General features: G+C 71.7%; 17 protein-coding genes and 1 riboswitch. Of the genes, 7 read left to right on the top strand and 10 right to left on the bottom strand.

From position 1 onward, the window contains the following. Nucleotides 1–144 precede the first annotated feature (144 nt). Nucleotides 145–1,065: an ABC transporter ATP-binding protein gene (locus OG753_RS30695; protein WP_405790942.1), complete on the top strand. Its 921-nt coding sequence runs from the start codon at nt 145–147 to the stop codon at nt 1,063–1,065. Beyond that, entirely contained in the window at nt 1,062–1,886 is an 825-nt protein-coding gene (locus tag OG753_RS30690; protein WP_405790941.1) for an ABC transporter permease, read from the top strand. The genes OG753_RS30695 and OG753_RS30690 overlap by 4 nt, the downstream gene beginning before the upstream one ends. A gap of 75 nt (nt 1,887–1,961) precedes the next feature. Here OG753_RS30690 and OG753_RS30685 read toward each other — a convergent pair whose 3' ends face one another. After that, complete coding sequence (locus OG753_RS30685; RefSeq protein ID WP_405790940.1) at nt 1,962–4,103, bottom strand: hypothetical protein; 2,142 nt, start codon at nt 4,101–4,103, stop codon at nt 1,962–1,964. Nucleotides 4,104–4,303: 200 nt separating this feature from the next. On the opposite strand from OG753_RS30685, the gene OG753_RS30680 reads away from it, so the two are divergent. Together OG753_RS30680 and OG753_RS30675 are read left to right on the top strand one after the other, a co-directional pair. Then, the gene (locus tag OG753_RS30680; protein ID WP_327264847.1) at nt 4,304–4,528 is read left to right on the top strand and encodes a hypothetical protein; all 225 of its coding nucleotides are present in this window, start codon (nt 4,304–4,306) and stop codon (nt 4,526–4,528) included. Nucleotides 4,529–4,816: 288 nt separating this feature from the next. Beyond that, nucleotides 4,817–5,074 carry a hypothetical protein gene (locus OG753_RS30675; RefSeq protein ID WP_405790939.1) on the top strand — a complete coding sequence of 86 codons (258 nt, stop codon included), beginning with the start codon at nt 4,817–4,819 and terminating at the stop codon, nt 5,072–5,074. On the opposite strand, the gene OG753_RS30670 is transcribed toward OG753_RS30675, so the two are convergent. The 4 genes from OG753_RS30670 to OG753_RS30655 are packed head-to-tail and all read right to left on the bottom strand — an operon-like array spanning nt 5,061 to nt 10,416. Beyond that, the gene (locus OG753_RS30670; RefSeq protein WP_405790938.1) at nt 5,061–5,711 is read right to left on the bottom strand and encodes a thymidine kinase; all 651 of its coding nucleotides are present in this window, start codon (nt 5,709–5,711) and stop codon (nt 5,061–5,063) included. The two genes, OG753_RS30675 and OG753_RS30670, sit on opposite strands and share 14 nt — an antisense overlap. 60 nt (nt 5,712–5,771) lie before the next feature. Then, the gene (locus OG753_RS30665; RefSeq protein ID WP_327264841.1) at nt 5,772–6,974 is read right to left on the bottom strand and encodes an alkaline phosphatase family protein; all 1,203 of its coding nucleotides are present in this window, start codon (nt 6,972–6,974) and stop codon (nt 5,772–5,774) included. After that, nucleotides 6,974–7,570: a DUF5998 family protein gene (locus OG753_RS30660; RefSeq protein ID WP_073909804.1), complete on the bottom strand. Its 597-nt coding sequence runs from the start codon at nt 7,568–7,570 to the stop codon at nt 6,974–6,976. The genes OG753_RS30665 and OG753_RS30660 overlap by 1 nt, the downstream gene beginning before the upstream one ends. A gap of 50 nt (nt 7,571–7,620) precedes the next feature. Beyond that, a complete protein-coding gene (locus OG753_RS30655) occupies nt 7,621–10,416 on the bottom strand; it encodes a GNAT family N-acetyltransferase (protein ID WP_327264840.1) in 2,796 nt (931 codons plus the stop codon). A 184-nt stretch (nt 10,417–10,600) separates the two neighbouring features. Here OG753_RS30655 and OG753_RS30650 point away from each other — a divergent pair, with 184 nt between their 5' ends. Then, a complete protein-coding gene (locus OG753_RS30650) occupies nt 10,601–10,882 on the top strand; it encodes an HPr family phosphocarrier protein (protein WP_030012489.1) in 282 nt (93 codons plus the stop codon). A 293-nt stretch (nt 10,883–11,175) separates the two neighbouring features. Here the strand turns inward: OG753_RS30650 and OG753_RS30645 are convergent, their stop codons facing one another. The 4 genes from OG753_RS30645 to OG753_RS30630 form a co-directional block, all read right to left on the bottom strand. Beyond that, nucleotides 11,176–11,853, bottom strand: a complete 678-nt coding sequence (locus tag OG753_RS30645; protein WP_327264839.1) for a GntR family transcriptional regulator — start codon at nt 11,851–11,853, stop codon at nt 11,176–11,178. 184 nt (nt 11,854–12,037) lie between these two features. Then, nucleotides 12,038–12,841, bottom strand: a complete 804-nt coding sequence (locus OG753_RS30640; protein WP_327264838.1) for a M23 family metallopeptidase — start codon at nt 12,839–12,841, stop codon at nt 12,038–12,040. Between the two features lie 12 nt (nt 12,842–12,853). Then, nucleotides 12,854–13,013: riboswitch (cyclic di-AMP (ydaO/yuaA leader) on the bottom strand. A gap of 217 nt (nt 13,014–13,230) precedes the next feature. Next, nucleotides 13,231–14,598 (bottom strand): pitrilysin family protein, encoded by a 1,368-nt coding sequence (locus OG753_RS30635; protein ID WP_327266961.1) that lies wholly within the window; start codon nt 14,596–14,598, stop codon nt 13,231–13,233. Between the two features lie 20 nt (nt 14,599–14,618). Beyond that, nucleotides 14,619–15,971: a M16 family metallopeptidase gene (locus OG753_RS30630; RefSeq protein WP_383198722.1), complete on the bottom strand. Its 1,353-nt coding sequence runs from the start codon at nt 15,969–15,971 to the stop codon at nt 14,619–14,621. Nucleotides 15,972–16,240: 269 nt separating this feature from the next. Here OG753_RS30630 and OG753_RS30625 point away from each other — a divergent pair, with 269 nt between their 5' ends. Together OG753_RS30625 and OG753_RS30620 are read left to right on the top strand one after the other, a co-directional pair. After that, entirely contained in the window at nt 16,241–18,697 is a 2,457-nt protein-coding gene (locus tag OG753_RS30625; RefSeq protein ID WP_327264836.1) for a DNA topoisomerase IV subunit A, read from the top strand. 99 nt (nt 18,698–18,796) lie between these two features. Beyond that, nucleotides 18,797–20,875, top strand: a complete 2,079-nt coding sequence (locus tag OG753_RS30620; RefSeq protein ID WP_405790937.1) for a restriction endonuclease — start codon at nt 18,797–18,799, stop codon at nt 20,873–20,875. Here the strand turns inward: OG753_RS30620 and OG753_RS30615 are convergent. Next, nucleotides 20,872–22,002 carry a GTP-binding protein gene (locus tag OG753_RS30615; RefSeq protein WP_327264834.1) on the bottom strand — a complete coding sequence of 377 codons (1,131 nt, stop codon included), beginning with the start codon at nt 22,000–22,002 and terminating at the stop codon, nt 20,872–20,874. The genes OG753_RS30620 and OG753_RS30615 overlap by 4 nt on opposite strands. Nucleotides 22,003–22,021 lie beyond the last annotated feature (19 nt).

The raw sequence follows: 22,021 nt of genomic DNA, 5'->3' as shown, positions 1-22,021 counted from the left end.
TTATGAGGTCCACACCGCGAGACTAACCGGCCCACCGCCCGCGCGGTATTGGCCCCGGGACGTACGCCCACGGGCCAACCCTGCCGCGCGATTGCCTCCCACGGCCCCATGCCCGGCCGGGGTCCTCCCGGCAGTGTGGATGCCGTGATCGAAGTCAACGAACTCACCAAGCGCTACGGCGGCAAGACGGCCGTCGACCATCTGTCCTTCACCGTGCGGCCGGGTCAGGTCACCGGATTCCTCGGCCCCAACGGAGCCGGCAAGTCCACCACCCTGCGGATGATCCTCGGCCTGGATGCGCCCACCACCGGCTCCGCCACCGTCAGCGGCGTCCCCTTCCACCAGCACGCGCGGGGACTGCGGCACGTCGGCGCCCTCCTCGACGCCGGACAGGTCCACGGCGGCCGCCGCGCCGCCGCCCACCTGTCCGCCCTGGCCCGCAGCAACGGCATCCCGCGGCGCCGGGTGGACGAGGTGCTCCAGGAAGTCGGGCTGGCCGAGGCGGCGAGCCGTCGCATCGGCGGTTTCTCCCTCGGCATGAAGCAGCGGCTGGGGATCGCCACGGCCCTGCTCGGCGACCCGCCCGTGCTCATGTTCGACGAGCCGATCAACGGCATGGACCCGGAGGGCGTGCTCTGGGTACGCCGGCTCTTCCGGCGTCTGGCCGCCGAGGGACGAACCGTCTTCCTCTCCAGCCACCTCATGTCGGAAATGGAGAACACCGCCGACCAGCTCGTCGTCATCGGCCGGGGTCGCCTCATCGCCGCCGAGTCGGTACGGGACTTCGCGGCACGCGGAACCCGTCGCAGCGTCGTGGTGGCGACACCACAGGCCGCCGAGCTGACAGCCCTGCTGACCGCGGCGGGCGCAACGGTCGAACCGGAAGGCTCGGCGGGCAGCGAGAAACTCGCCGTGACCGGACTCCCGGCAGACCGGATCGGAGCGCTCGCCTTCGAGAACCGGATCCGGCTGGACGAACTGAGCACCCACGCAGCCTCGTTGGAGGCGGCCTTCATGGAACTCACCGCCGACAGTGTCGAATACCAGGCAGGACAGCCCCGATGACCACACTCGCCCCTGTCCCCCCGACCACCCCGGTCACCGGGCCTCCCACCCGCTTCCGCGACCTGCTCGCCTCCGAGTGGATCAAGATGCGGTCCCTGCGCTCCACACCATGGACGATCGCACTCACCATCGTGTTCGTCATCGGGTCCTCCGCCGTGGCCACACTCGCGGACAGCGCCGCCCGCTCCGGCCCCGCTGACTTCCTGCCCTACGACGCCTATCCGCCGGCCGGCTACTGGACGCTGATGCTCGTCGCCGGCAGCATCGGCGCGCTCACCGTCGTGAGCGAGTACAGCAGCGGCCTGATCCGCACCACCACCGTGGCCGTGCCCGCCCGCGGCTCGGTGGTCCTGGCCAAGGCGGCCGTCACCGCCACGCTGTGGACCGCGGTCGGCGCGGTCATCTCCACCGGTTCCTTCCTGGTCTCCCAGGCCGTCCTGAGCGGGCGGCACTCTGGGGTCCCGCTCACCCACCCCGGGGTGTTCCGGGCGCTGGTGGCATCCGCGCTGCTGGCCCCGGTCTGCGCCCTGATCGGTCTGGGCCTCGGCGTCCTGCTCCGCCACAGCGCCGCAACCATGCTCGCCTGCGTCTTCACCCTGCTCATGCTGCCCCCCATGTTCACGGAGAACGATCGCTGGTCGGCGGCCGTCAACCACGCGATGGTGTCGACCGCCTGGAAGCGCCTGGTCCAGAACTGGGACCCGGACCCCGGATCCCTGGGACACGCCGCCACGGTCCCCGGCTCCTGGATCGTGTACGCACTCTGGCCACTGCTCGCGGTCGCGCTCGCCGTGCTCGTCGTGAGGCACCGCGATGTGTGAGCATGCCTCTGCGAGAGACCCGGAGGCGCGGACCGGGCAGGTGACAGGGCGCTGCAGGGGGACGGTGTCGTCCGGTCAGCCGCTGGGGGTGCCCAGGCGTACCACCTGGGGAGTGTGGAGGCTCTTCCGGTTGCCGGTCTGAGGGTCGATGCGAAAGACGCCGCTGGCTCCTTCGATGACGTTGGTGACGTCGAAGAGGTAGAGCTGCGCTCTGACCGCATAAACGGTGGGCGGCGTCTGGGGCGGGTCGACGGCGTTGCGGATGGCCAGGATCGCGGTGCCGGTCGCGTCGTGGGCCATGACTGCCCATCCGCTGGCCAGGTGGCCTGTGTCGAACTTCTGATCGTGGTGGACGCGACCGAAGTCGTCGGCGAAGGCCTGGTAGAGGCCTCGGTCGGGGTTGGTGTTGTCACCGAGCTGGCTGGGATCGGCGAGCGGGACGTAAAGGACTGAAATGGGTGCATCGGGGTCGTTCAGGGCAGGCAGCTTGCGATCCAGAGTGGCCGCGTCGGAGCCCGTGACCACGGTGATCGGGATGGTGCGGCACTGCCGCTGGCGCAACTTCTCGAGGAAGGTGGGCAGGAAGGTCGCGCGCCCTGCGTAGACCACCACGTCGGGTGTGACCTTGCCGCAGAGGTTCTTGCTGATGGTGCCGAGGCTGGTCTGCGCGGCGCCGCCTCGAACGTCGAAGTTGAAGGAGATACTTCCGGCCTGCAGGTAGGGAAGGAGCCCGGTTGCCGGGTTCTGGGCTGCCTTTGCGATGGAGTTCGTGTAGAAGTCGGGGGTTCCGGCGGGAGTGGTCGGGGCGGTCACAAGGGCGGCGGTCTTCAGCTCCGGACGCTTGCGGAGTTCCTGACTGATCGCCTGCAGCTGTGCGCTGGAGTTGGCTGCGACACGTACCAGACCCTCGATCCTGGCTCCGGTGTCGATACTTCCGGTGGTATCGAATCCGTCTGCGGTGATGACGTCGCCGACCATCGGGATGGAGGCTGCCGACAGTGACCGTGCGGCATCGATCGACTCCTGCTGGCTCAGGCCCATCCCGGTCACCGCGACGAGCGGGCCCGCTGCGCCGGGCGCACTGCTCATCGTCTTGAGCTGGTCGACGACTCCATGCCAATGCGTTTCGTCCGAGCCCATGTTGGCCAGCACCAGCCGAATCTTGGGGTAGACGTCGCCCTTGTTCGCCTTGAGCACTGCGATGAGGGCTCCCTCGATCTGGTGCACGGCGCGGTCGCCGGTCAGGCTGCCCGGGCCCTGGGTCAGCGGCCCCATCAGCGCCACGGTGACATAGCCGTCGGTCTTCTCCACGGCCGTGTTCTCGGCGTTGAGCACGGCCAATGCCGGCTCGAGCCCGGGACCGAAGACGCCTGGCCCGTCACTGCCGTCGGTGATCCCCACACACACGTCGGACGCAGTCGTCAGGGCCTGGTTCGTGGTGCCGCAATGAGCCTTGCGAAACTGCGCGTCCACTTTCCGCTGATTCTCGAGATTCTCAAGATCCTCAGCCACCCTCCCCCGCTCTACGTACCACCACCAGCCACCCGCGATCAAAGCGAGCACCGACACCAACGCGATCACCACCATTAGCCAGCGCGGAAGCCTGAGCCAGAAGCTCCGCCCCGCACCTGATCGTGCCGACACTGCGGATACCTGCGCCGAGACCGGCGACTCGGAGGGCTCCGCGCAAACCGGGCTTCCAGCCCGGTCGGTTGCAGGACGGCCATCCGCTGGATCAGGCCCCTGCACAGGGACCTTGGGGCGCCGGTCCTCCGGGGGCGCATCTGCGTCCGCCGCCGAGCCGGCCGGAGAACCGCCCTGGGACGGGGCCGTGGCCCGCTGGCGCTTGCTCTCCCACTGGGCGCGCCGCTGGGCCAGCTTGACGTCCTGCCAGGACCCGCGCCACTCCTTGACGAGGGCGGAGTCGGCGCGAAACTTTACGGCGGTCGGCTTGTCCAGGCCGCTGGGGGTGGTGACGACCCGGACGAACTCGAGGAGCGACTCCAGGGAGGGCAGGCGCTTGCCGGAGAGCATCTCGGTCACGCCGGTGGTGGTCAGGCGCGGCTGCACGGAGGCGGCGGCGACCGTCGCGTAGGAGGGGGAACCGCCGGAAATGTGGAGCAGGTTCAGCTTCTCGGCGAAGGCAGCCAGCGCTGCCTCGTACGCCTCGACCGCCTCGCTGTCCCGCGGCTCGACCCCGGATTCTTCGGCTGCCATCCAACCCCCTGCCAGTACGGAAAGGCCACGCTAGAGGGCGGTGAGACCGTACGTATGCGGAATGCTCCGAACGGTTACGAACGCCTCGGCCCGTCCGGAACCGGACCGGTCTCCATCGGCCGAAACGCAATGACGTCCGGGTCCGGGCGGGCCCGTACGGATCACTGGGAACCCGGCAGAAGACGCGCTCTCCTGGAGTCATGACCGACACCGGCACCACCCCGCAGACACCCGACCCCGACCGGCCCCCCGCCGCCCGCGAACCGGAACTGGAGACCAGGCGGCACCGCACCCCCGATGCCGTGGTCCTGGTCGCGCTCCTCGCGACCTGCGCCGGCACCTATCTCACCGTCGGCGAAGCCGGATTCGCCGGAGTCATCAGCGCCGTCGCCGCCCTCTACGGCACCTGGCGAGCACGCCGCTGAATCCGGCGAGCGAGCGGACCCCAGCCGGTCGCCCCACGGCCCGCCAGCGCGTCGGGGACCGTCAGCAGGTCGCCCGGACGGCCCGTGCGCACCCCGGGCAGTGGCGGCTGCGGCTGCCATCCGGCAGTCGCCGGTATGCGCCCGCTCCGGGTTGCGGCGTACGCCTCCGGCGCGGGCGGCAGGGAAGGCCGGCCCGCCCGGCGGCAAGGTTGCCGGCGGGCCGCGTAGGCCGCTTGTCCCCACGACCCGCCCGTCCTGCCGCAGCAGGTTGCGGTACGGGAAGTCGCCGTGCGTCCAGCTGTGGGGCCCGGCCGGGACCTCGCCCTTCGGCCCGGCAGCGGCGTACCGCGCCAGGAGGCCGCGCCGGTGGTGGAGGGCCTCGTGGCGTCGCGCCAGAAGGACGCCGAGATCGCGCGCCTGGGCAAGGGTGAGGTCGGTCCCCTGGACGTGCTCACCCTCGACCCAGGGCAGCACGCAGTAGCCATGGCCGCCGATCTCCGCCACCGGATCGCCGCCGCGGGTGCCCAGCCGGTCAGGCGTGGTTGACCGGGAGGACGTCCGGGGAGAGGGAGCCGGCATGGGCCGCGGCCGAGGTCATGCGGCGCAGGTGGTGGCGGCGGCAGAGCACCTCGTAGCCGATCTCCTCCGCCGGGCGGTTCACATCGCCCACGACGACCTGGGCGCCCTCGACGACCATCTCCCCGCCCACCGTACGGGCGTTGTGCGTGGCACGGGCGCCGCACCAGCACAGCGCCTCCACCTGGAGCTGTTCGAGGCGGTCCGCCAGCTCGATCAGTCGCTGCGAGCCCGGGAACAGCTTCGTGCGGAAGTCGGTGGTGATGCCGAAGGCGAACACGTCCAGGCCGAGGTCGTCGACGACACGGGCCAGCTGGTCGATCTGCTCGGGAGCCAGGAACTGCGCCTCGTCCACGATCACGTAGTCCGCCTTGCCGCCCTTGGACAACTGCGCGACCAAATACGCGTACAGGTCCATGTCCTCCGGCGCCTCGACCGCCTCCGTCACCAGCCCCAGGCGCGAGGACAGCTTGCCCTCACCCGCCCGGTCGTCCCGCGTGAAGATGACTCCCTGCAGGCCCCGGGCGTCACGGTTGTGGGCGATCTGGAGCGCCAGGGTGCTCTTTCCGCAGTCCATCGTTCCGGAGAAGAACACCAGCTCGGGCATGGGAAGTACGGACCTTTCGGGTCGTGGGCAGGTGGTGGGTGAGGGATGAAGGGTGAGGCGTCAGGTGCGGATTTCGAGGAGCGGGACGAGCTGCTCCGCGGCGGTCATCGAGCCGTGCATTCCGGCGAGCGCGGACTCGTTCGGCTCGTTGCGCGAGGCGGTGATCGCGGCATCGGTCTGGGCGGCCGCGACCACGTCGCCGATACGGCCGAGCACGCGCTCGTCGCACTCCCCCGGCACGCCGAACCAGCCCAGCTCCAGGGCCTCTTCGCGGCTCGCGACCCAGAACCGGTCGCCGAGCACCTCGCGCCACACGGTCAGTACGTCGGCCTGCGCGCCCGGCACCGCGTACACGTGCCGGGCCCGGCCCTCGCCGCCCAGCAGGGCGACGCCGGCGCTCAGTTCCCAGTCCTCGTCGAAGTCGATCCGGGAGTCCTCGTCGAAGGGGACGTCGACCATGCCGTGGTCCGCGGTGACGTAGAGGGCGGTGCGCGCCGGAAGCTGCTCGGCGAGCCGCTGGACGAGCCGGTCCACGTACATCAGCTGGCCACGCCAGGCGTCGGAGTCCACTCCATGGCGGTGTCCGGCCCCGTCGAGCTCGCTGTAGTACGTGTAGACGAGCGAGCGGTCACCGGCCGCGAGGCGCTCGGCCGCCAGGTCCATCCGCTCCTCGCCGGTCATCCGGCCGAGGAAGGTGCCGCCGCTGAGCGCGACCTTGGTGAGCGGGGTGGTCTGGAAGGCGGGCGAGGACACCTGGGCGGTCGCCACGCCTGCCTTGTCGGCCTGCTGGAAGACGGTCGGGTACGGCTGCCAGGGCTTCGGCGCGGTCCACGGGTGCCAGCGGAGCTGGTTCATCAGCTCGCCGGTGGCCGGGTTGCGCACGGCGTAGCCGGGCAGGCCGTGGCGGGCCGGCGGCAGCCCCGTGCCCACGGAGGCCAGCGAGGTGGCGGTGGTCGCCGGGAAGCCCGCGGTGATCGGGCGGCCGGTGCCGCCGCGCGAGCTGCCGAGGAGGGAGGTGAGGTACGGGGCCTCGTCCGGGTGGGCCTTGATCTGCTCCCAGCCCATGCCGTCGACCAGGAACACGCAGTTCCGGTCGGCCGGGGTCAGCTCCGTGATGGCGGCCGTGAAACCGGGGACGCCCTGGCCGGCCACGAGCGTGGGCAGCAGGTCGGCGAGCGACCCGGTGCCGTACTCCGGGACGGGGGCACCGGCCAGGTCCAGCAGCTCCGGCTCGGGCCACTCCTGCGCCGCGGAAAACGCCATCAGCGGGCGGGGGTGGAGGTCGCAGCCGTTGCCTCGGAGAGTGCCTGCGCGAAGACCAGGGTCTGGCGCACCGCCTCCGGGCCGTCGCCGGCCTCGCTGACGCGCAGGCTGAGGTCGTCGGCGGTGGAGTTGCCGGTGTAGCCGTGGTCGGAGTCGCAGTTCGGGTCGCCGCAGGCGGCCGGCTCCAGGTCGATCCGGGAGACCGCGCCCCAGCCGATGGTCAGGACGACCTCACGGGGCAGCGTGCCGGGGGTGTAGGACTCCGGGTTGGCGACGACGCGGCTGAGCACCACGGAGGAGATGCTGGACAGCTTGACCGACTCGGTGGAGGTGGTCGCGTACGGGGAGGGGGACCCGGCGTCGGCGGCCTGCTCGTCGGTGTGGCTGACGATGAACCGGTTACCGGTCAGGACCAGCACCGTGACGTGGCGGCGCACCTCGTTGGAGTCGAAGGTCGTCTCCTGGTGGACCAGGTACGACGAAATCGGCTCGCCGCCCACCGCGGCCTCCACGGCCTCGGCCACGAGGGCCGGGTAGTAGCCGCTGCGCTCGATCGCCGTGCGCAGCCCCTGGGTCGTCGTACCGGATTTCGCCATGGGGTCAATGGTAAGGCCCTTCGGGTGCCCTCCCACCGCGCCGTACCCGGTCAGTAACTGGGGAGGGTCCGCGGACCGAGATCACCGCGGGCGGGCGGGTGCGCGACACGGACGGTGGCACTGAGCACCGAGACGCCCTCCGCGGCGACCACGACGGGCTCCAGCAGGACGCCCGTCACCTCGGGATGGTCGTCGACGAGGCGGGAGAGCCGCAGGAGCAGGTCCTCCAGGGCGGGTGTGTCCACGGGGTCGCTGCCGCGCCAGCCGAACAGCAGGGGAGCCGTCCGGATGGACCGGATCAGTCCGGCGGCGTCCCGGTCGGTGGCCGGCACGAGCCGGTGCGCGGTGTCGCCGAGCAGCTCGGAGGCCACACCGGCGAGCCCGAAGGAGAGGACGGCGCCCGCGGCCGGGTCGATGACCGAGCGGACGACGGTGTCGACCCCGCGCGGCACCATGGCCTGCACCACGGGCTGGAGCTCGGCCGGCTTGCCGAGCGCGTCGGTGAGCTCCTCGTACGAGCGCCGCAGCTCGGCCTCGCTCGTGAGGTCGAGCCGTACGCCGCCGAGGTCCGCGCGGTGGCGCAGGTGGGGGGCGGTGGTCTTGAGCGCCACCGGGTAGCCCAGGACCCCGGCGGCCCGGACCGCCGCGTCGGCGCTCGGGGCGGGCAGGGTGGGCAGGACCCGGATCCCGTACCGCGCGAGCAGCTCGCGGGCGTCCCAGTCGGTCAGGGTCAGCACGGCCCCGGCGTCGACGTCCACCAGGAGTCCGGCCAGCTGCGCCGCGGCCCCGGCCTCGTCGATGTCCTCGTACTCGGGGACCTGCCCGGCGTCGGCGGTGGCCCGGCGCCACTGCCCGTACCGGACCGCTTCGGCGACGGCCTTGACCGCCCGCTCGGCGGCGGGGTAGCTGGGGATGCTGTCGCCCGCGGCGGACAGCGGGACCGCCGCCGGGGGTGCGGCGTCCGGGGCGGGGTCCGGGGCCGGGCCCCAGTTCCGGTAGGGGGCGGGCTGCGGGAGGCCCCGCACCGCGGAGAGTGCCTCGACGAGCTCGCCGAGCTCGACGTGCACCACCGCCACGGGCTTGCCGGGGTACTCGGCCACCGCGTCGCGCAGCGCGCCGGCCAGGTCGTCCGCGGGTGCGTCCTCGCTCACCCAGGGGATGGCCGTGACGACCACCGCGTCGCAGTCCTCGGAGCGCAGTGCGTCGGTGAGGGCGGCGCGGAAGTCCGCCGGTGAGGCGGCCGTCGTCAGGTCCAGCGGGGGCAGCGGCCGCAGGCCCTGGGTGAGGCAGGCGTCGTAGGTGAGGATCCCGAGGGATTCGGAGTTGCCGAGGATCGCGATCCGGGGCCCGGCGGGCAGTGGCTGCGCGGCGAGCAGGAGGCCGACGTCCACGAGCTCGGTGACCGTGTCGACGCGGATGACGCCGGCCTGCCGCAGCAGGGCGGAGACGGTGGCGTCCGGCAGCCTGGTGTCGGGGACGACGTGCCCGGCGGGGCTGTGGCGGCCGCCCTTGGCGACGACCACGGGCTTGACGGCCGCCGTCCGGCGGGCGAGGCGGGTGAACTTCCGCGGGTTGCCGAGGGTTTCGAGGTAGAGCAGCGCGACGTCGGTGGCCTCGTCGTCGTACCAGTACTGGAGGATGTCGTTGCCCGAGACGTCGGCCCGGTTCCCCGCGGAGACGAAGGAGGACAGGCCCTCGCCGCGCCGGAGCAGACCGGAGAGCAGGGCGATGCCGATGGCCCCGGACTGCGTGAACAGGCCGATGCGGCCGCGCGTCGGCATCGGGGCGGGGGTGAGGGAGGCGTTGAGCTCCACGTCCGGGGAGGTGTTGATCACCCCGTAGGCGTTCGGCCCGATGAGCCGCATCCCGTACGAGCGCACCTGCCGCACCAGTTCGCGCTGGCGGGCGAGTCCGGCCGGGCCGCTCTCGCCGTATCCGGCGGACAGGACGACGAGCCCCTGCACGCCGTGCTCGCCGCAGGCGGCCACCGCGTCGGGGACCCGGTCGGCCGGGACCGCGATCACCGCGAGGTCGACGGGGCCGCCGATGGCCTCGACCGTGCGGTAGGCCCGTACGCCGTCGAGCAGGTCGCGGGTGACGGCCTCGTTGACGGCGTAGAGGTGGCCGTGGAAGCCGCTGTCGCGCAGGTTCCGCAGTGCGGCCGCGCCCACGCCCGCGCCGGAACGGCTGACTCCGACCACGGCCACCGAGCCGGGGGCCAGCAGCCGCTGCACGGAGCGGGCCTCGGCGCGCTGTTCGCGGGCGCGCTGCACGGCGAGGGACTCGGCGGTGGGTTCGAGGTCGAGGGTGAGGTGGACGGAGCCGTCCTCGAAGCTGCGCTTCTGCTGGTAGCCGGCGTCCGTGAACACCTTGATCATCTTGGTGTTGGCGGGCAGCACCTCGGCGGCGAACCGCCGGATGCCGCGTTCCCGGGCCACCGCCCCGATGTGTTCGAGGAGGGTGGAGGCGACCCCGCGGCCCTGGTGGGCGTCCTGGACGAGGAAGGCGACCTCGGCCTCGTCGGCGGGTGCGGAGGCGGGCCGGCCGTCGGCGTCGATGCGGTCGTAGCGGACGGTGGCGATGAACTCCCCGCCGATGGTTGCGGCGAGGCCGACCCGGTCCACGTAGTCGTGGTGCGTGAAGCGGTGCACGTCGCGGTCGGAGAGGCGGGGGTAGGGAGCGAAGAAGCGGTAGTACTTCGACTCGTCCGAGACCTGCTCGTAGAAGCTGACGAGCCGGCCCGCGTCCTCGGTGGTGATGGGCCTGATCCGGGCGGTGCCGCCGTCACGGAGGACGACATCGGCTTCCCAGTGGGCCGGGTAGGAGGGGTCCGACTCGATGGTCATGGGCCTACCTTACGGCCGGATCGGGCCCGGCAGTGCGCGCGCGGCGCATGATGCATATCGGGACAAGTCAGTGCAAGCTGGGGAAGGTCGAACGGCGAAAAATTCAGGCCGAAGGTCGGTCCGAGCATTCCGGGCGTCGTGAGAGACTGGTCTAGACAACCGTAAGAACCTGAAGGGCATCACCATGGCAGAGCGCCGCGTCAACGTCGGCTGGGCCGAGGGCCTGCACGCTCGTCCCGCCTCGATCTTCGTCCGTGCGACGACCGCTTCCGGCGTCCCGGTGACCATCGCGAAGTCCGGCGGCGACCCCGTCAACGCCGCCTCCATGCTGGCGGTCCTGGGCCTGGGCGCCCAGGGCGGCGAGGAGATCGTCCTCGCCTCCGAGGCCGAGGGTGCGGACGCCGCGCTGGACCGCCTCGCGAAGCTGGTCGCCGAGGGTCTCGAGGAGCTCCCCGAGACCGTCTGACCCTTCGGGTTCGACCCCACCACGAAGCCGCGGCCCCCGGACGGGGACCGCGGCTTCGTCATTCCCGCGCCCTGACCGCCGCTCCCGGCAACGGCCCCGCCCGCACGGCTTCCCCTCCGGAATCGGAACGGGAAGAAACCGGCCCGGCGGCACGGAAAGGGTCTCGCCGAAATGCCGGGCGCACCGGCATTCAGCTCCGCAGGAATTCGGCACGGCACATTGCCTCGGGGCGGAAATCGACCGCCCACCGCGCAGCGAATTCGCGTGATTCCATCCTTTGTATACGGCTGCTGTTAATGCCGGCCGCTCGACATGTTTACGACAGGTTGCGAAGTCCTCACCGCCGGGCGGAGCCTCGGCCGGTGCGCCCCCGCCGCCCGGTCGGCATGGAGCACGGTCAGCGCTCGCGCCCGTTCGGCATCGCCGCGCGCCACCGCGTCCACGATCGCGCCGTGCTCCGCCCAGGACTCCACGGGCCGGGCCGGCGCCTCCACCACGTACATCCAGGCGATCTTGTGCCGCATCTGCGTGAGCATCGCGATCAGGCCGGGGCTGCCGGAGGCCTGTGCGAGCGTCTCGTGGAACCAGCCGCCCAGGGACCGCAGATCCTCCCCCTGGCCCCGCCTGGCCCGCTCCTGCCCCAGCCTGACCAGCCCCCGCAGCACCTTGAGGTGCGCGTCTGTGCGCCGCCGGGCGGCTCTGGCGGCGGCCAGCGGCTCCAGGAGCATCCGCACCTCCAGCAGGTCCGCGGCCTCCTGCTCGGTCGGCTCGGCCACGCAGGCCCCCGCGTGGCGCCGCGTGGTCACGAACCCTTCCGACTCCAGGGTCCGCAGGGCCTCGCGGACCGGGACGCGCGAGACCCCGTACCGGCGGGCCAGCACCTCCTCGGTCAGCCGGCCGCCCGGCTCGAACACCCCGGAGACGATGTCGTCGCGGATTGCTGTGCATACCGCGTGCGCAGGAATACGCAAGACAGGACCTCCGCCTATTTCCGACTGCCAGCCTCATTGCACGCCCAAGCGCGTGCTGCGACTCTATTGCAACACACGATAATTTCCGAGAGCGGCCGGAAATACGAAACATTTGCACAAGGGCGCAACACAAAGACCCCGGCTCGGGGAGCCGGGGTCTTCGGTGAAGCGGTGCGGGGCCGGGTCAGAGGCTGACGCCGTGCGAGCGCAGGTACGCGATCGGGTCGATGTCCGAGCCGTACTGCGAGCCGGTGCGGGCCTCGAAGTGCAGGTGCGGGCCGCTGGAGTTGCCGGTGGAGCCCGACAGACCGATCTGCTGGCCCGGGGTGACCTGCTGGCCGACGGAGACGCTCAGCGAGGACAGGTGGCCGTACTGCGTGAACGTGCCGTCGTTGTGCTTGATGACGACGTTGTTGCCGTACGCGCCGCCCCAGCCGGCCTCGACGACCGTGCCCACGCCCACCGCGTGCACCGAGGTGCCGGAGGAAGCGTGGAAGTCGATGCCCGTGTGGCTGCCGGAGGACCACATGCCGCCGCCCGCGTGGTACTGCGTGCTGACGTACGAGTCGGAGAGCGGGGCGACGAAGGTGTTGAGGCGCTTGCGCTCCTCCTCGCGGGCCGCACGCTCGGCGGCTTCGCGCTCGGCCTTCGCCTTGGCCTCGGCGAGGCGCTTGGCCTCCGCGGCCCGCTGCTTCGCGTCGGCCTCGGCCTGCGCCTTCGCGGCGTCGTGCTCGGCGGCGCGGCGCTGGGAGTCGGCCTGGTCGGAAATGTCGCCCGCGAGGTCCTCGGCGACGACCACCGCGTTCAGGCCGTTGTCCTGGCCGATGTTGCTGCTGTGGTTGTCCGCGGCGAAGGCCGGGGCGGCGAGGGAGCCGACGACACCCGTGGTGGCGATCGCGGCGATACCGGCGTAACCGGCGGTCTTGCGGCTCAGACGGCTGGAACCACGGTGCTTACCGGAGCCAGCGGGACGACTGCCAAACGCCATGAAGGGTTTGATCCTTTCCTTCCTTCTCGCCTACCGGGTTAGCTGACGGGTTCGGAGCAGGAAGGTCTCCTACGGATCTCCTCTTGCGAGGGGGTCCGATTCACCCCAGGGACACATGTGGGTCCCCGGCTCCCCAGGCTCGCGCCTGACGGGGACTCGGCGATCACTGTCCGGTGCCGCGGGTGCGGCGGGCACAACTGACGGACAGCACGGCCGACGCTAGGCGGATCATCAGTCAATCGCCAAACAGACACGGCTTTTTGTTGCGTACGCCACACCGCATACAAGCAACCTCACCACTAAACGGACAAAAGGGGTTCTGGTGAACAAGTCACCAGAACCCCTTGCCGAATCCTTCAGCCGGCCCTCAAAGGACCGTCACCTGGGCGTCAGTTGGAGACGACCGTCACCGCACCGATCCCGAGGGCCCGGACGGGCTCCTCGATCAGCGAGGCGTCGCCCACCAGAACGGTGACCAGCCGGTCCGCCGGGAAGGCCTTCACGACCGCGGAAGTGGCCTCCACGGTGCCGGTTTCGGCGAGCTGGGCGTACAACTGCGCCTGGTAGTCGTCCGGCAGTTCCTGCTCGACCTGGTCGGCGAGAGTGCCCGCGACCGAGGCCGCCGTCTCGAACTTCAGCGGGGCCACGCCCACCAAGTTCTGTACGGCGACATCGCGTTCGGCGTCGGTCAGACCGCCCTCCGCGAGGGTACGCAGCACCTTCCAGAGGTCCTCGAGCGCCGGGCCGGTGTTCGGGGTGTCCACCGAGCCGCTGATGGCGAGCATCGAGGCGCCCTTGCCGTCCGCGGTGGAGCGCAGCACCTGGCCGAAGGCGCGCACGCCGTAGGTGTACCCCTTCTCCTCGCGCAGCACCTTGTCCAGGCGCGAGGTGAGGGTGCCGCCCAGGCAGTAGGTGCCCAGCACCTGGGCCGCCCACACCCGGTCGTGGCGGTCCGACCCGATCCGGCCGATCAGCAGCTGCGTCTGGACCGCTCCGGGCCGGTCCACGATGACCACGCGGCCGGTGTCGTCCGCGGTCACCGGCGGCACCGGGCGGGCCGCGGCGGTGTTGCCCGTCCAGGTGCCCAGGGTGTCCGCCAGCACGGCGTCCAGGTCGATGCCGGTCAGGTCGCCGACGACCACCGCGGTGGCCGTCGCGGGGCGTACGTGGGCCTCGTAGAAGGCGCGCACGGCGGCGGAGTCGATCCGCGCGACCGTCTCCTCGGTGCCCTGGCGCGGCCGGGACATCCGCAAGGTGGCCGGGAAGAGCTCCTTGGAGAGCTGCTTGGCGGCGCGGCGCTGCGGATTGGCCAGCTCGTGGGGGATCTCGTCGAGCCGGTTGCGCACCAGCCGGTCCACCTCTGCGTCGGCGAAGGCGGGGGCACGCAGCGCCTCCGCGAGCAGGCCGAGCGCCTTGGGTAGCCGGGAGGCCGGAACCTCCAGCGAGACCCGGATGCCGGGGTGGTCGGCGTGCGCGTCGAGGGTGGCGCCGCACCGCTCCAGCTCGGCCGAGAACTCCTCGGCCGAGTGCTTGTCGGTGCCCTCGGAGAGCGCCCTCGCCATGATGGTCGCCACGCCGTCCAGGCCCTCGGGCTCGGCGTCGAGCGGGGCGGCGAGGTTGACCTCGACCGCGACGACCTGCTGTCCCGGCCGGTGGCAGCGCAGCAGGGTCAGCCCGTTGGGCAGCTGCCCGCGGTCGGGGGCCGGGAAGGCCCACGGCTGCGGTTCGCCGGCCTGCGGCTGCGGGTGGAAGGTCATCGTGACGGCTGCGGTGTCGCTCACTGCTCCGCCCCCTCGTTCTCGTCGGACTCGTCGTGCTGGTCGGACTCGTCGGCCGCGATCGGCTCGTACACGAGCACCGCGCGGTTGTCCGGGCGCAGGCGGGCCGCGGCCACGGCCTGCACCTCCTCGGCGGTGATGTCCAGCACCCGCTGGACGGCGGTCAGCGCCAGCTGCGGGTCGCCGAACAGCACCGCGAAGCGGCACAGTTCGTCGGCGCGTCCGGCCACCGTGCTCAGCCGGTCGAGCCACTCCCGCTCCAGCTGCGCCTGGGCGCGCTCCATCTCCTCGGCCGTCGGGCCCTCGGCGGCGAACCGCGCGAGCTCCTCGTCGACGGCCGCCTCGATCGTGGGGATCTCGACCCCGCTGGAGGTCTTGACGTCCAGCCAGCCCAGGGACGGCGCCCCGGCCAGGCGCAGCATGCCGAAGCCGGCGGCGACGGCCGTCTGGTCACGGCGCACCAGCCGGTTGTGCAGCAGCGAGGACTCGCCGCCGCCCAGGATGGTCAGCGCCACGTCGGCGGCGTCGCACTCGCGGGTGCCGTCGTGCGGCAGCCGGTAGGCGGCCATCAGCGCACGCGCCGGGACCTCCTCGACGATCTCCTCGCGCAGCTGCTTCCCGATGGTGTCGGGCAGCGAGCCGTCGCGGGGCGGCTGCTTGCCGTCGTGCGCGGGGATGGTGCCGAAGTACTTCTCCACCCAGGCGAGGGTCTGCTCGGGGTCGATGTCCCCGACGACCGAGAGCACCGCGTTGTTGGGCGCGTAGTACGTACGGAAGAAGGTGCGCGCGTCCTCCAGGGAGGCCGCGTCCAGGTCGGCCATCGAGCCGATCGGGGTGTGGTGGTACGGGTGGCCCTCGGGGTAGGCCAGGGCCGTGAGCCGCTCGAACGCAGTGCCGTAGGGCACGTTGTCGTAGCGCTGGCGGCGCTCGTTCTTGACGACGTCCCGCTGGTTCTCCATGGACTCGTCGTCCAGGGCGGCCAGCAGGGACCCCATCCGGTCCGCTTCCAGCCAGAGCGCGAGCTCCAGCTGGTGGGTCGGCATCGTCTCGAAGTAGTTGGTGCGCTCGAAGCTGGTGGTGCCGTTGAGCGAACCGCCGGCGCCCTGGACCAGTTCGAAGTGCCCGTTGCCCGGTACGCTCGCCGAGCCCTGGAACATCAGGTGCTCGAAGAGGTGAGCCAGGCCGGTACGCCCCTTGACTTCGTGGCGGGAGCCGACGTCGTACCAGAGGCAGACCGCGGCGACCGGGGTCAAGTGGTCTTCGGACAGCACCACGCGCAGGCCGTTGGCCAGCCGGTGCTCGGTCGCTGTCAGGCCGCCGGAGCCGGCCTGGGCTGTGGCCGTGTGACCCATGGGCATGTGGTCCCTTCGATCGCGATGCAGAGATTTCTTATCGACCTGCCACTGTATGCAAGCGCGTCGACCGCCGGATAAGTTCCCGGGTCACTCCCCCGCACTCCGTCCGGGGGACCCCCGGGGTCGGAGTCGGCGTTGTCGGTGCGTCGGGCCACAATGGTCCGCGTCGTACCCTCGCCGGACACCCCCGGACCGCCGGACCACGACGAGACCGCCAGACCCAGCCACCCAGCACACCCCATTTTTGGTTAAGGAGCCGCGCAGCGATGGCCCGCCGCAGCACGAAGACCCCGCCGCCGGAGGATTTCGAGGAGAAGATCCTCGACATCGACGTCGTCGACGAAATGCAGGGCTCCTTCCTCGAGTACGCGTACTCGGTGATCTACTCCCGCGCCCTGCCCGACGCCCGGGACGGCATGAAGCCGGTGCACCGGCGCATCGTGTACCAGATGAACGAGATGGGCCTGCGCCCCGACCGCGGCTACGTGAAGTGCGCCCGTGTCGTCGGCGAGGTCATGGGCAAGCTCCACCCGCACGGTGACGCGTCCATCTACGACGCCCTCGTGCGCATGGCCCAGCCCTTCTCCATGCGGCTGCCGCTGGTCGACGGCCACGGCAACTTCGGATCGCTCGGCAACGACGACCCGCCGGCCGCGATGCGTTACACCGAGTGCAAGATGGCCGACGCCACGTCGCTCATGACCGAGTCGATCGACGAGGACACGGTCGACTTCACCGCGAACTACGACGGCCAGGAGCGGGAGCCGGTCGCCCTCCCGGCCGCGTACCCGAACCTGCTGGTCAACGGCGCGTCCGGGATCGCGGTCGGCATGGCCACCAACATGCCCCCGCACAACCTCGGCGAGGTCATCGCGGCCGCCCGCCACCTGATCCGCCACCCGCAGGCGGACCTGGAGGCGCTGATGCGCTTCGTGCCGGGTCCCGACCTGCCCACGGGCGGCCGGATCGTCGGCCTCTCGGGCATCAAGGACGCCTACGAGAACGGCCGCGGCACGTTCAAGATCCGCGCGACCGTGGCCGTGGAGGACGTGACGGCGCGCCGCAAGGGCCTGGTCGTCACGGAACTGCCCTTCACGGTCGGCCCCGAGAAGGTCATCGCGAAGATCAAGGACCTGGTCGGCTCGAAGAAGCTCCAGGGCATCGCCGACGTCAAGGACCTCACCGACCGCTCGCACGGCCTGCGCCTGGTCATCGAGATCAAGAACGGCTTCCACCCGGAGGCCGTGCTGGAGCAGCTCTACAAGCTGACGCCGATGGAGGAGTCCTTCGGCATCAACAACGTGGCGCTGGTGGACGGGCAGCCCCTGACGCTGGGCCTCAAGGAGCTGCTGGAGGTCTATCTCGACCACCGCTTCGAGGTCGTACGGCGTCGCAGCGAGTTCCGCCGCACCAAGCGCCGCGACCGGCTGCACCTCGTCGAGGGCCTGCTGGTGGCGCTCCTCGACATCGACGAGGTCATCCGGCTCATCCGGGACAGCGACAACTCCGCGCAGGCCAAGTCCCGGCTGATGGAGCGGTTCTCGCTGAGCGAGATCCAGACCCAGTACATCCTGGACACCCCGCTGCGCCGGCTCACCCGGTTCGACCGGATCGAGCTGGAGTCCGAGCGCGACCGGCTGACCGGCGAGATCGACGAGCTGACCGGGATCCTGGAGTCGGACAGCGAGCTGCGCAAGCTGGTCTCCGCGGAACTGGCGGCGGTCGCGAAGAAGTTCGGCACCGAGCGCCGGACCGTGCTGCTGGAGTCCGCGGGCACCGCGGTGGCGGCGGTTCCGCTGGAGGTCGCGGACGACCCGTGCCGCGTGCTGCTGTCCTCGACGGGCCTGCTGGCGCGTACGGCGAACGGCGACGCACTGCCGGAGGAGGAGGGCGGCGCCCGCGCCAAGCACGACCTGATCGTCTCGCAGGTCGCGGCGACCGCCCGGGCCGACGTCGGCGCGGTCACCTCGTACGGGCGGCTGCTGCGGCTGTCGGTGATCGACCTGCCGCAGCTGCCGGACACCCACGCCGCGCCGAACCTGGCGGGCGGCGCCCCGGTCTCGGAGTTCCTCTCCGGGCTGGAGGCGGACGAGAAGGTCATCTGCCTGACCTCGCTGGACGAGTCCTCGCAGGGTCTGGCGCTGGGCACCGAGCAGGGCGTGGTCAAGCGCGTCGTGCCGGACTACCCGGCGAACAAGGACGAGCTGGAGGTCATCACCCTCAAGGAGGGTGACCGGATCGTCGGCGCGGTCGAGCTGCGCACGGGCGAGGAGGACCTGGTCTTCATCACGGACGACGCCCAGCTGCTGCGCTACCCGGCGGGCCAGGTCCGCCCGCAGGGCCGCCCCGCGGGCGGTATGGCGGGCATCAAGCTCGCCGGCAGCGCCAAGGTGATCCACTTCTCGGCCGTGGACCCGGCGCGGGACGCCGTGGTCTTCACGGTGGCGGGCTCGCACGGCACCCTGGACGACTCGGTGACGTCCGGGAAGCTGACCCCCTTCGACCAGTACCCGCGCAAGGGCCGGGCCACGGGTGGCGTGCGCTGCCAGCGGTTCCTGAAGGGCGAGGACGTGCTGGTCCTGGCCTGGGCGGGCGGTTCCCCCGTCCGTGCGGCGTCGGCGAACGGCACTCCGGCCGGCCTGCCGGCCGTGGACCCGCGCCGGGACGGCTCGGGAACGGCGCTGCCGGCCGTGGTCGCGGCGCTGGCGGGAGCCGCGCTGTAGTCCGTACGAGGGCATTCGGGTGGCGCGACCGGGGGGACGTACCACCCGAATGCCGACTAGTGTTTTCCCCTTGGACGTGGTGGGGGGAGAACGCAGCTGATGAGCCGTCGAGCGGGCAGCGGACTGATCGGGAACTGGGCGGAGGCGCAGCGCCGTCAGCAACAGACGCAGCTGGTCCAGCAGCGGGATGCCGAGCGCCGGCAGCGGGCCTACGAACGGGACGCGACCCGCAGCCACCGGCAGTACCGCGAGGCCGAGGCCCTGCGGCGCACCGCGCAGTTCGACGCCGAGGTCGCCGCCCTCAAGGGCCTGTTGGCCGCCGGGTGCCGGGCGCCGGCGTTCCGGATGTCCGACCTGGCCCGGCCCGACCGGCTGGAACCCTTCAACCCCGGCGCTCTGGCCCAGCCGGTGCCGATGCCCCGCATCGAGGACTTCCAGCGGCAGAGCAGCGGCTGGACGCTCGGCTCGGGCCACCGGGCGCAGGCGGAGCGCGAGGCGCACGCCCGGTACACCCAGGCCTGGCAGGCCGCGAACGCGGCGGAGGCGCAGCGCCAGCAGCAACTGGCCGCGTACCGGCAGCAGTACGACCGGTGGGCGGCGGAGCAGCTCGCCGGGGTACGGGAACACAACAGCGGGCTCACCGAGCTGGCCGACGCCCTGCGCGCGGGCGACGCCGAGGCGGCGGTGGAGTACTTCTCGGCCGCCCTGTACGCCTCCACGGCCTGGCCCGAGGCGCTGCCGAGGCAGGTGACGGCCGCCTACGACCCGGCCGCGCGCCAGCTGGTGCTGGACTGGGAGCTGCCCGGGTACGCGGTGGTGCCGGAGGCCCGGGCGGTGCAGTACCTGCCGAGCACGGACCAGGACAAGGTGAAGCCCCGCCCGGTCACGGAACGACGGGCGCTCTACCGGGACCTGCTTGCGCAGTGCGTGCTGCTGGTGGTGCGCGAGCTGTACGCGGCGGACGAGTTCGGTGTACTGGAGTCGGTCGTGGTCAACGGGTTCGTGGACTGCCACGATCCGGTGACGGGGCAGGAGGCGCGGTTCGTTCTCGCCACCGTGCCGGCGGCGCGCAGTGCTTTCGCCGGGCTGCGCCTGGAGCAGGTCAGCGCGGTGGACTGTCTGGTCTCGGGGCTGGGCGGGCAGCTGTCGGCGCGGCCCGACCAGCTGACGGCGGTGCGCCCCGGGCGCCGGCCGGACGAGGTCGGCGGGGACGTGGTCAGCCATGGCGGGCACACCGGCGGCGCGGACGACGACGAGCCCGATCTCTTCGTGATGGACCCGATCGCCTTCGAGAACCTGGTCGCCGAGCTGTTCCGGGCGATGGGCATGGAGGCGGTGACCACGCAGCGGTCGGGCGACGGCGGGGTGGACGTGGAGGCGGTGGACCCGGCGCCGATCCGGGGCGGGCGGATCGTGGTGCAGGTCAAGCGCTACCGGAACACGGTGCCGCCGACGGCCGTGCGTGATCTGTACGGCACGGTCCAGGACAAGGGGGCGAACAAGGGGGTGCTGGTCACCACCGCGTCCTTCGGGCCGGGGTCGTACACCTTTGCCAACGGCAAGCCGCTGGAGTTGGTTCCCGGGGCGGACCTGGTCGAGCTGCTCCACCAGTACGGGCTGCGGGGCCGGCTCGGCGGGGGCGCCGCCGCGGCGCCCGCGCGACGGGCTCCCGAGCCGGAGCCGGCTCCCCCGGCGGACCACAACGTGCTCGGCATGTCCTGGTCGGGTTCGGTCGCCCTGGACGTGTGCGCCCTCGTCTGCACGGGCAACCGGGTGCTCAGCGAGGACCACTTCGTCTTCTTCAACAACCCGCGCACCCCGGACGGTTCGGTCCGCTCCCGTGACCACGCGATGCCCGACAAAGCGGCGCTGGAGGTCTCCTTCGACGCCCTGCCGTCGCAGGCCGACAGGCTGGTCCTGGTGGCCGCGATAGATCCGGAGGTCGATCCGCACGCCGATCTCGCCGGATTCACCGACGCCCACATCCGCCTGCTGTCGGCCGGTGGCGAGGAACTCGGCCGGCTCGACGTCTCCGACGGGCGCGCGGGCGAGACGGCTCTGGTCCTCGGCTCGTTCCGGCGCCGCGCCAACGGCGACTGGGACTTCGTGATCGGCGGCAAGGGCTACCGCGGCGGCCTGGAGGCCCTGCTGGGCGAGTACGGGGTAGAGGTCGCCTAGACCCTGTCCGGGCCGTCTTCGAGGAGTTCCTCGCCCGCCCCTGCCTCGCCGGCCCCTACGTCGCCCGTCCCTGCCTCGGGCTCCGCGGTCCGCGCCACGTACCGCAGCACTCCCCACATGCTCTCGGGGCTCGCCTCGTGCGGGGCGGGTTCCCTGCAGGCCTCCAGGCCGCGCAGCAGCCCCGCCCCGTCGGTGCCGGCGCCGATCATGACCAGTTGTGTCAGGCGCGCTTCGCCCCGCCCCCAGGGCCGCGGGGCGAAGCGGAGGAAGCGGCCTACCGCGTGGACCTCGTAGCGCTCCTCGTGCCCGGGCACGCCGAAGTAGACGAAGCCCTTGATCCGGTAGAGCCCGGCCGGGCGCCGGTCGAGGAAGTCGATGAACCGGCGCGGGGACAGGGCCTGCTCGGAGGTGAACTCCGTGCTCTCGTACGCGGCGTGCGCGTGACCGCAGTGGTCGTGGTCGTGGCCCTCCGCCTCCGCGAGCAGGTCCTCGAAGGAGAGCTGTCCCCGGGTCTCGGTCCAGGGGCGGCGGTCGAAGAGCAGTTCCGGGTCGATCCGCCCGTGGTCGGCGCCCACGACCGGGATGCCCGGGGCGCACAGCGCGGCCAGCTCCTTCTCGATCCTGGCCCGCTCGGCGGCGTCCACCCGGTCGGTCTTGTTGAGCACCACCAGGTCCGCGACGGCGAGGTGGCGGTCGGTCTCCGGGTGCCTCGCCCGGGTGGCGTCGAACTCGGCGGCGTCCACGACCTGCACCATCCCGCCGTACCGGACGTCGGGGTTCTCGCCGGCCATGAGCATCCGGATCATCTCCTGGGGCTCGGCCAGCCCACTCGCCTCGATGACGATCACGTCGATCCGGTGCGCGGGGGCGGAGAGCTTCTCCAGGTACGCGTCGAGTTCGCTGCCGTCGACGGCGCAGCACAGACAGCCGCCGCCGAGGGAGACCATCGAGTCCCCGACCTGGCCCGCCACCGACATGGCATCGACCTCGATGGAACCGAAGTCGTTGACGACGACCCCGATCCGGGTGCCCCCACGACTGGCGAGGAGATGGTTCAGCACGGTGGTCTTGCCGGATCCGAGGAAACCGGCGAGGACGACGACGGGGATGGGCTGCCTGCTGTTCACCCGGTCGATCGTAGCCAGC

Source organism: Streptomyces sp. NBC_00029 (assembly GCF_045160505.1).
Classification (GTDB): Bacteria; Actinomycetota; Actinomycetes; order Streptomycetales; family Streptomycetaceae; genus Streptomyces.
Note: the sequence above shows the minus strand (reverse complement) of the source record. Positions and strands in the feature narration are given on the sequence as shown.

Excerpts from the sequence above, each read along its gene's own strand:
- OG753_RS30690 (WP_405790941.1), top strand. The coding sequence starts at position 1,062 with ATGACCACACTCGCCCCTGTCCCCCCGACCACCCCGGTCACCGGGCCT.
- OG753_RS30685 (WP_405790940.1), bottom strand. The coding sequence starts at position 4,103 with ATGGCAGCCGAAGAATCCGGGGTCGAGCCGCGGGACAGCGAGGCGGTC.
- OG753_RS30680 (WP_327264847.1), top strand. The coding sequence starts at position 4,304 with ATGACCGACACCGGCACCACCCCGCAGACACCCGACCCCGACCGGCCC.
- OG753_RS30670 (WP_405790938.1), bottom strand. The coding sequence starts at position 5,711 with ATGCCCGAGCTGGTGTTCTTCTCCGGAACGATGGACTGCGGAAAGAGC.
- OG753_RS30665 (WP_327264841.1), bottom strand. The coding sequence starts at position 6,974 with ATGGCGTTTTCCGCGGCGCAGGAGTGGCCCGAGCCGGAGCTGCTGGAC.
- OG753_RS30660 (WP_073909804.1), bottom strand. The coding sequence starts at position 7,570 with ATGGCGAAATCCGGTACGACGACCCAGGGGCTGCGCACGGCGATCGAG.
- OG753_RS30655 (WP_327264840.1), bottom strand. The coding sequence starts at position 10,416 with ATGACCATCGAGTCGGACCCCTCCTACCCGGCCCACTGGGAAGCCGAT.
- OG753_RS30650 (WP_030012489.1), top strand. The coding sequence starts at position 10,601 with ATGGCAGAGCGCCGCGTCAACGTCGGCTGGGCCGAGGGCCTGCACGCT.
- OG753_RS30640 (WP_327264838.1), bottom strand. The coding sequence starts at position 12,841 with ATGGCGTTTGGCAGTCGTCCCGCTGGCTCCGGTAAGCACCGTGGTTCC.
- OG753_RS30635 (WP_327266961.1), bottom strand. The coding sequence starts at position 14,598 with ATGACCTTCCACCCGCAGCCGCAGGCCGGCGAACCGCAGCCGTGGGCC.
- OG753_RS30630 (WP_383198722.1), bottom strand. The coding sequence starts at position 15,971 with ATGGGTCACACGGCCACAGCCCAGGCCGGCTCCGGCGGCCTGACAGCG.
- OG753_RS30625 (WP_327264836.1), top strand. The coding sequence starts at position 16,241 with ATGGCCCGCCGCAGCACGAAGACCCCGCCGCCGGAGGATTTCGAGGAG.
- OG753_RS30620 (WP_405790937.1), top strand. The coding sequence starts at position 18,797 with ATGAGCCGTCGAGCGGGCAGCGGACTGATCGGGAACTGGGCGGAGGCG.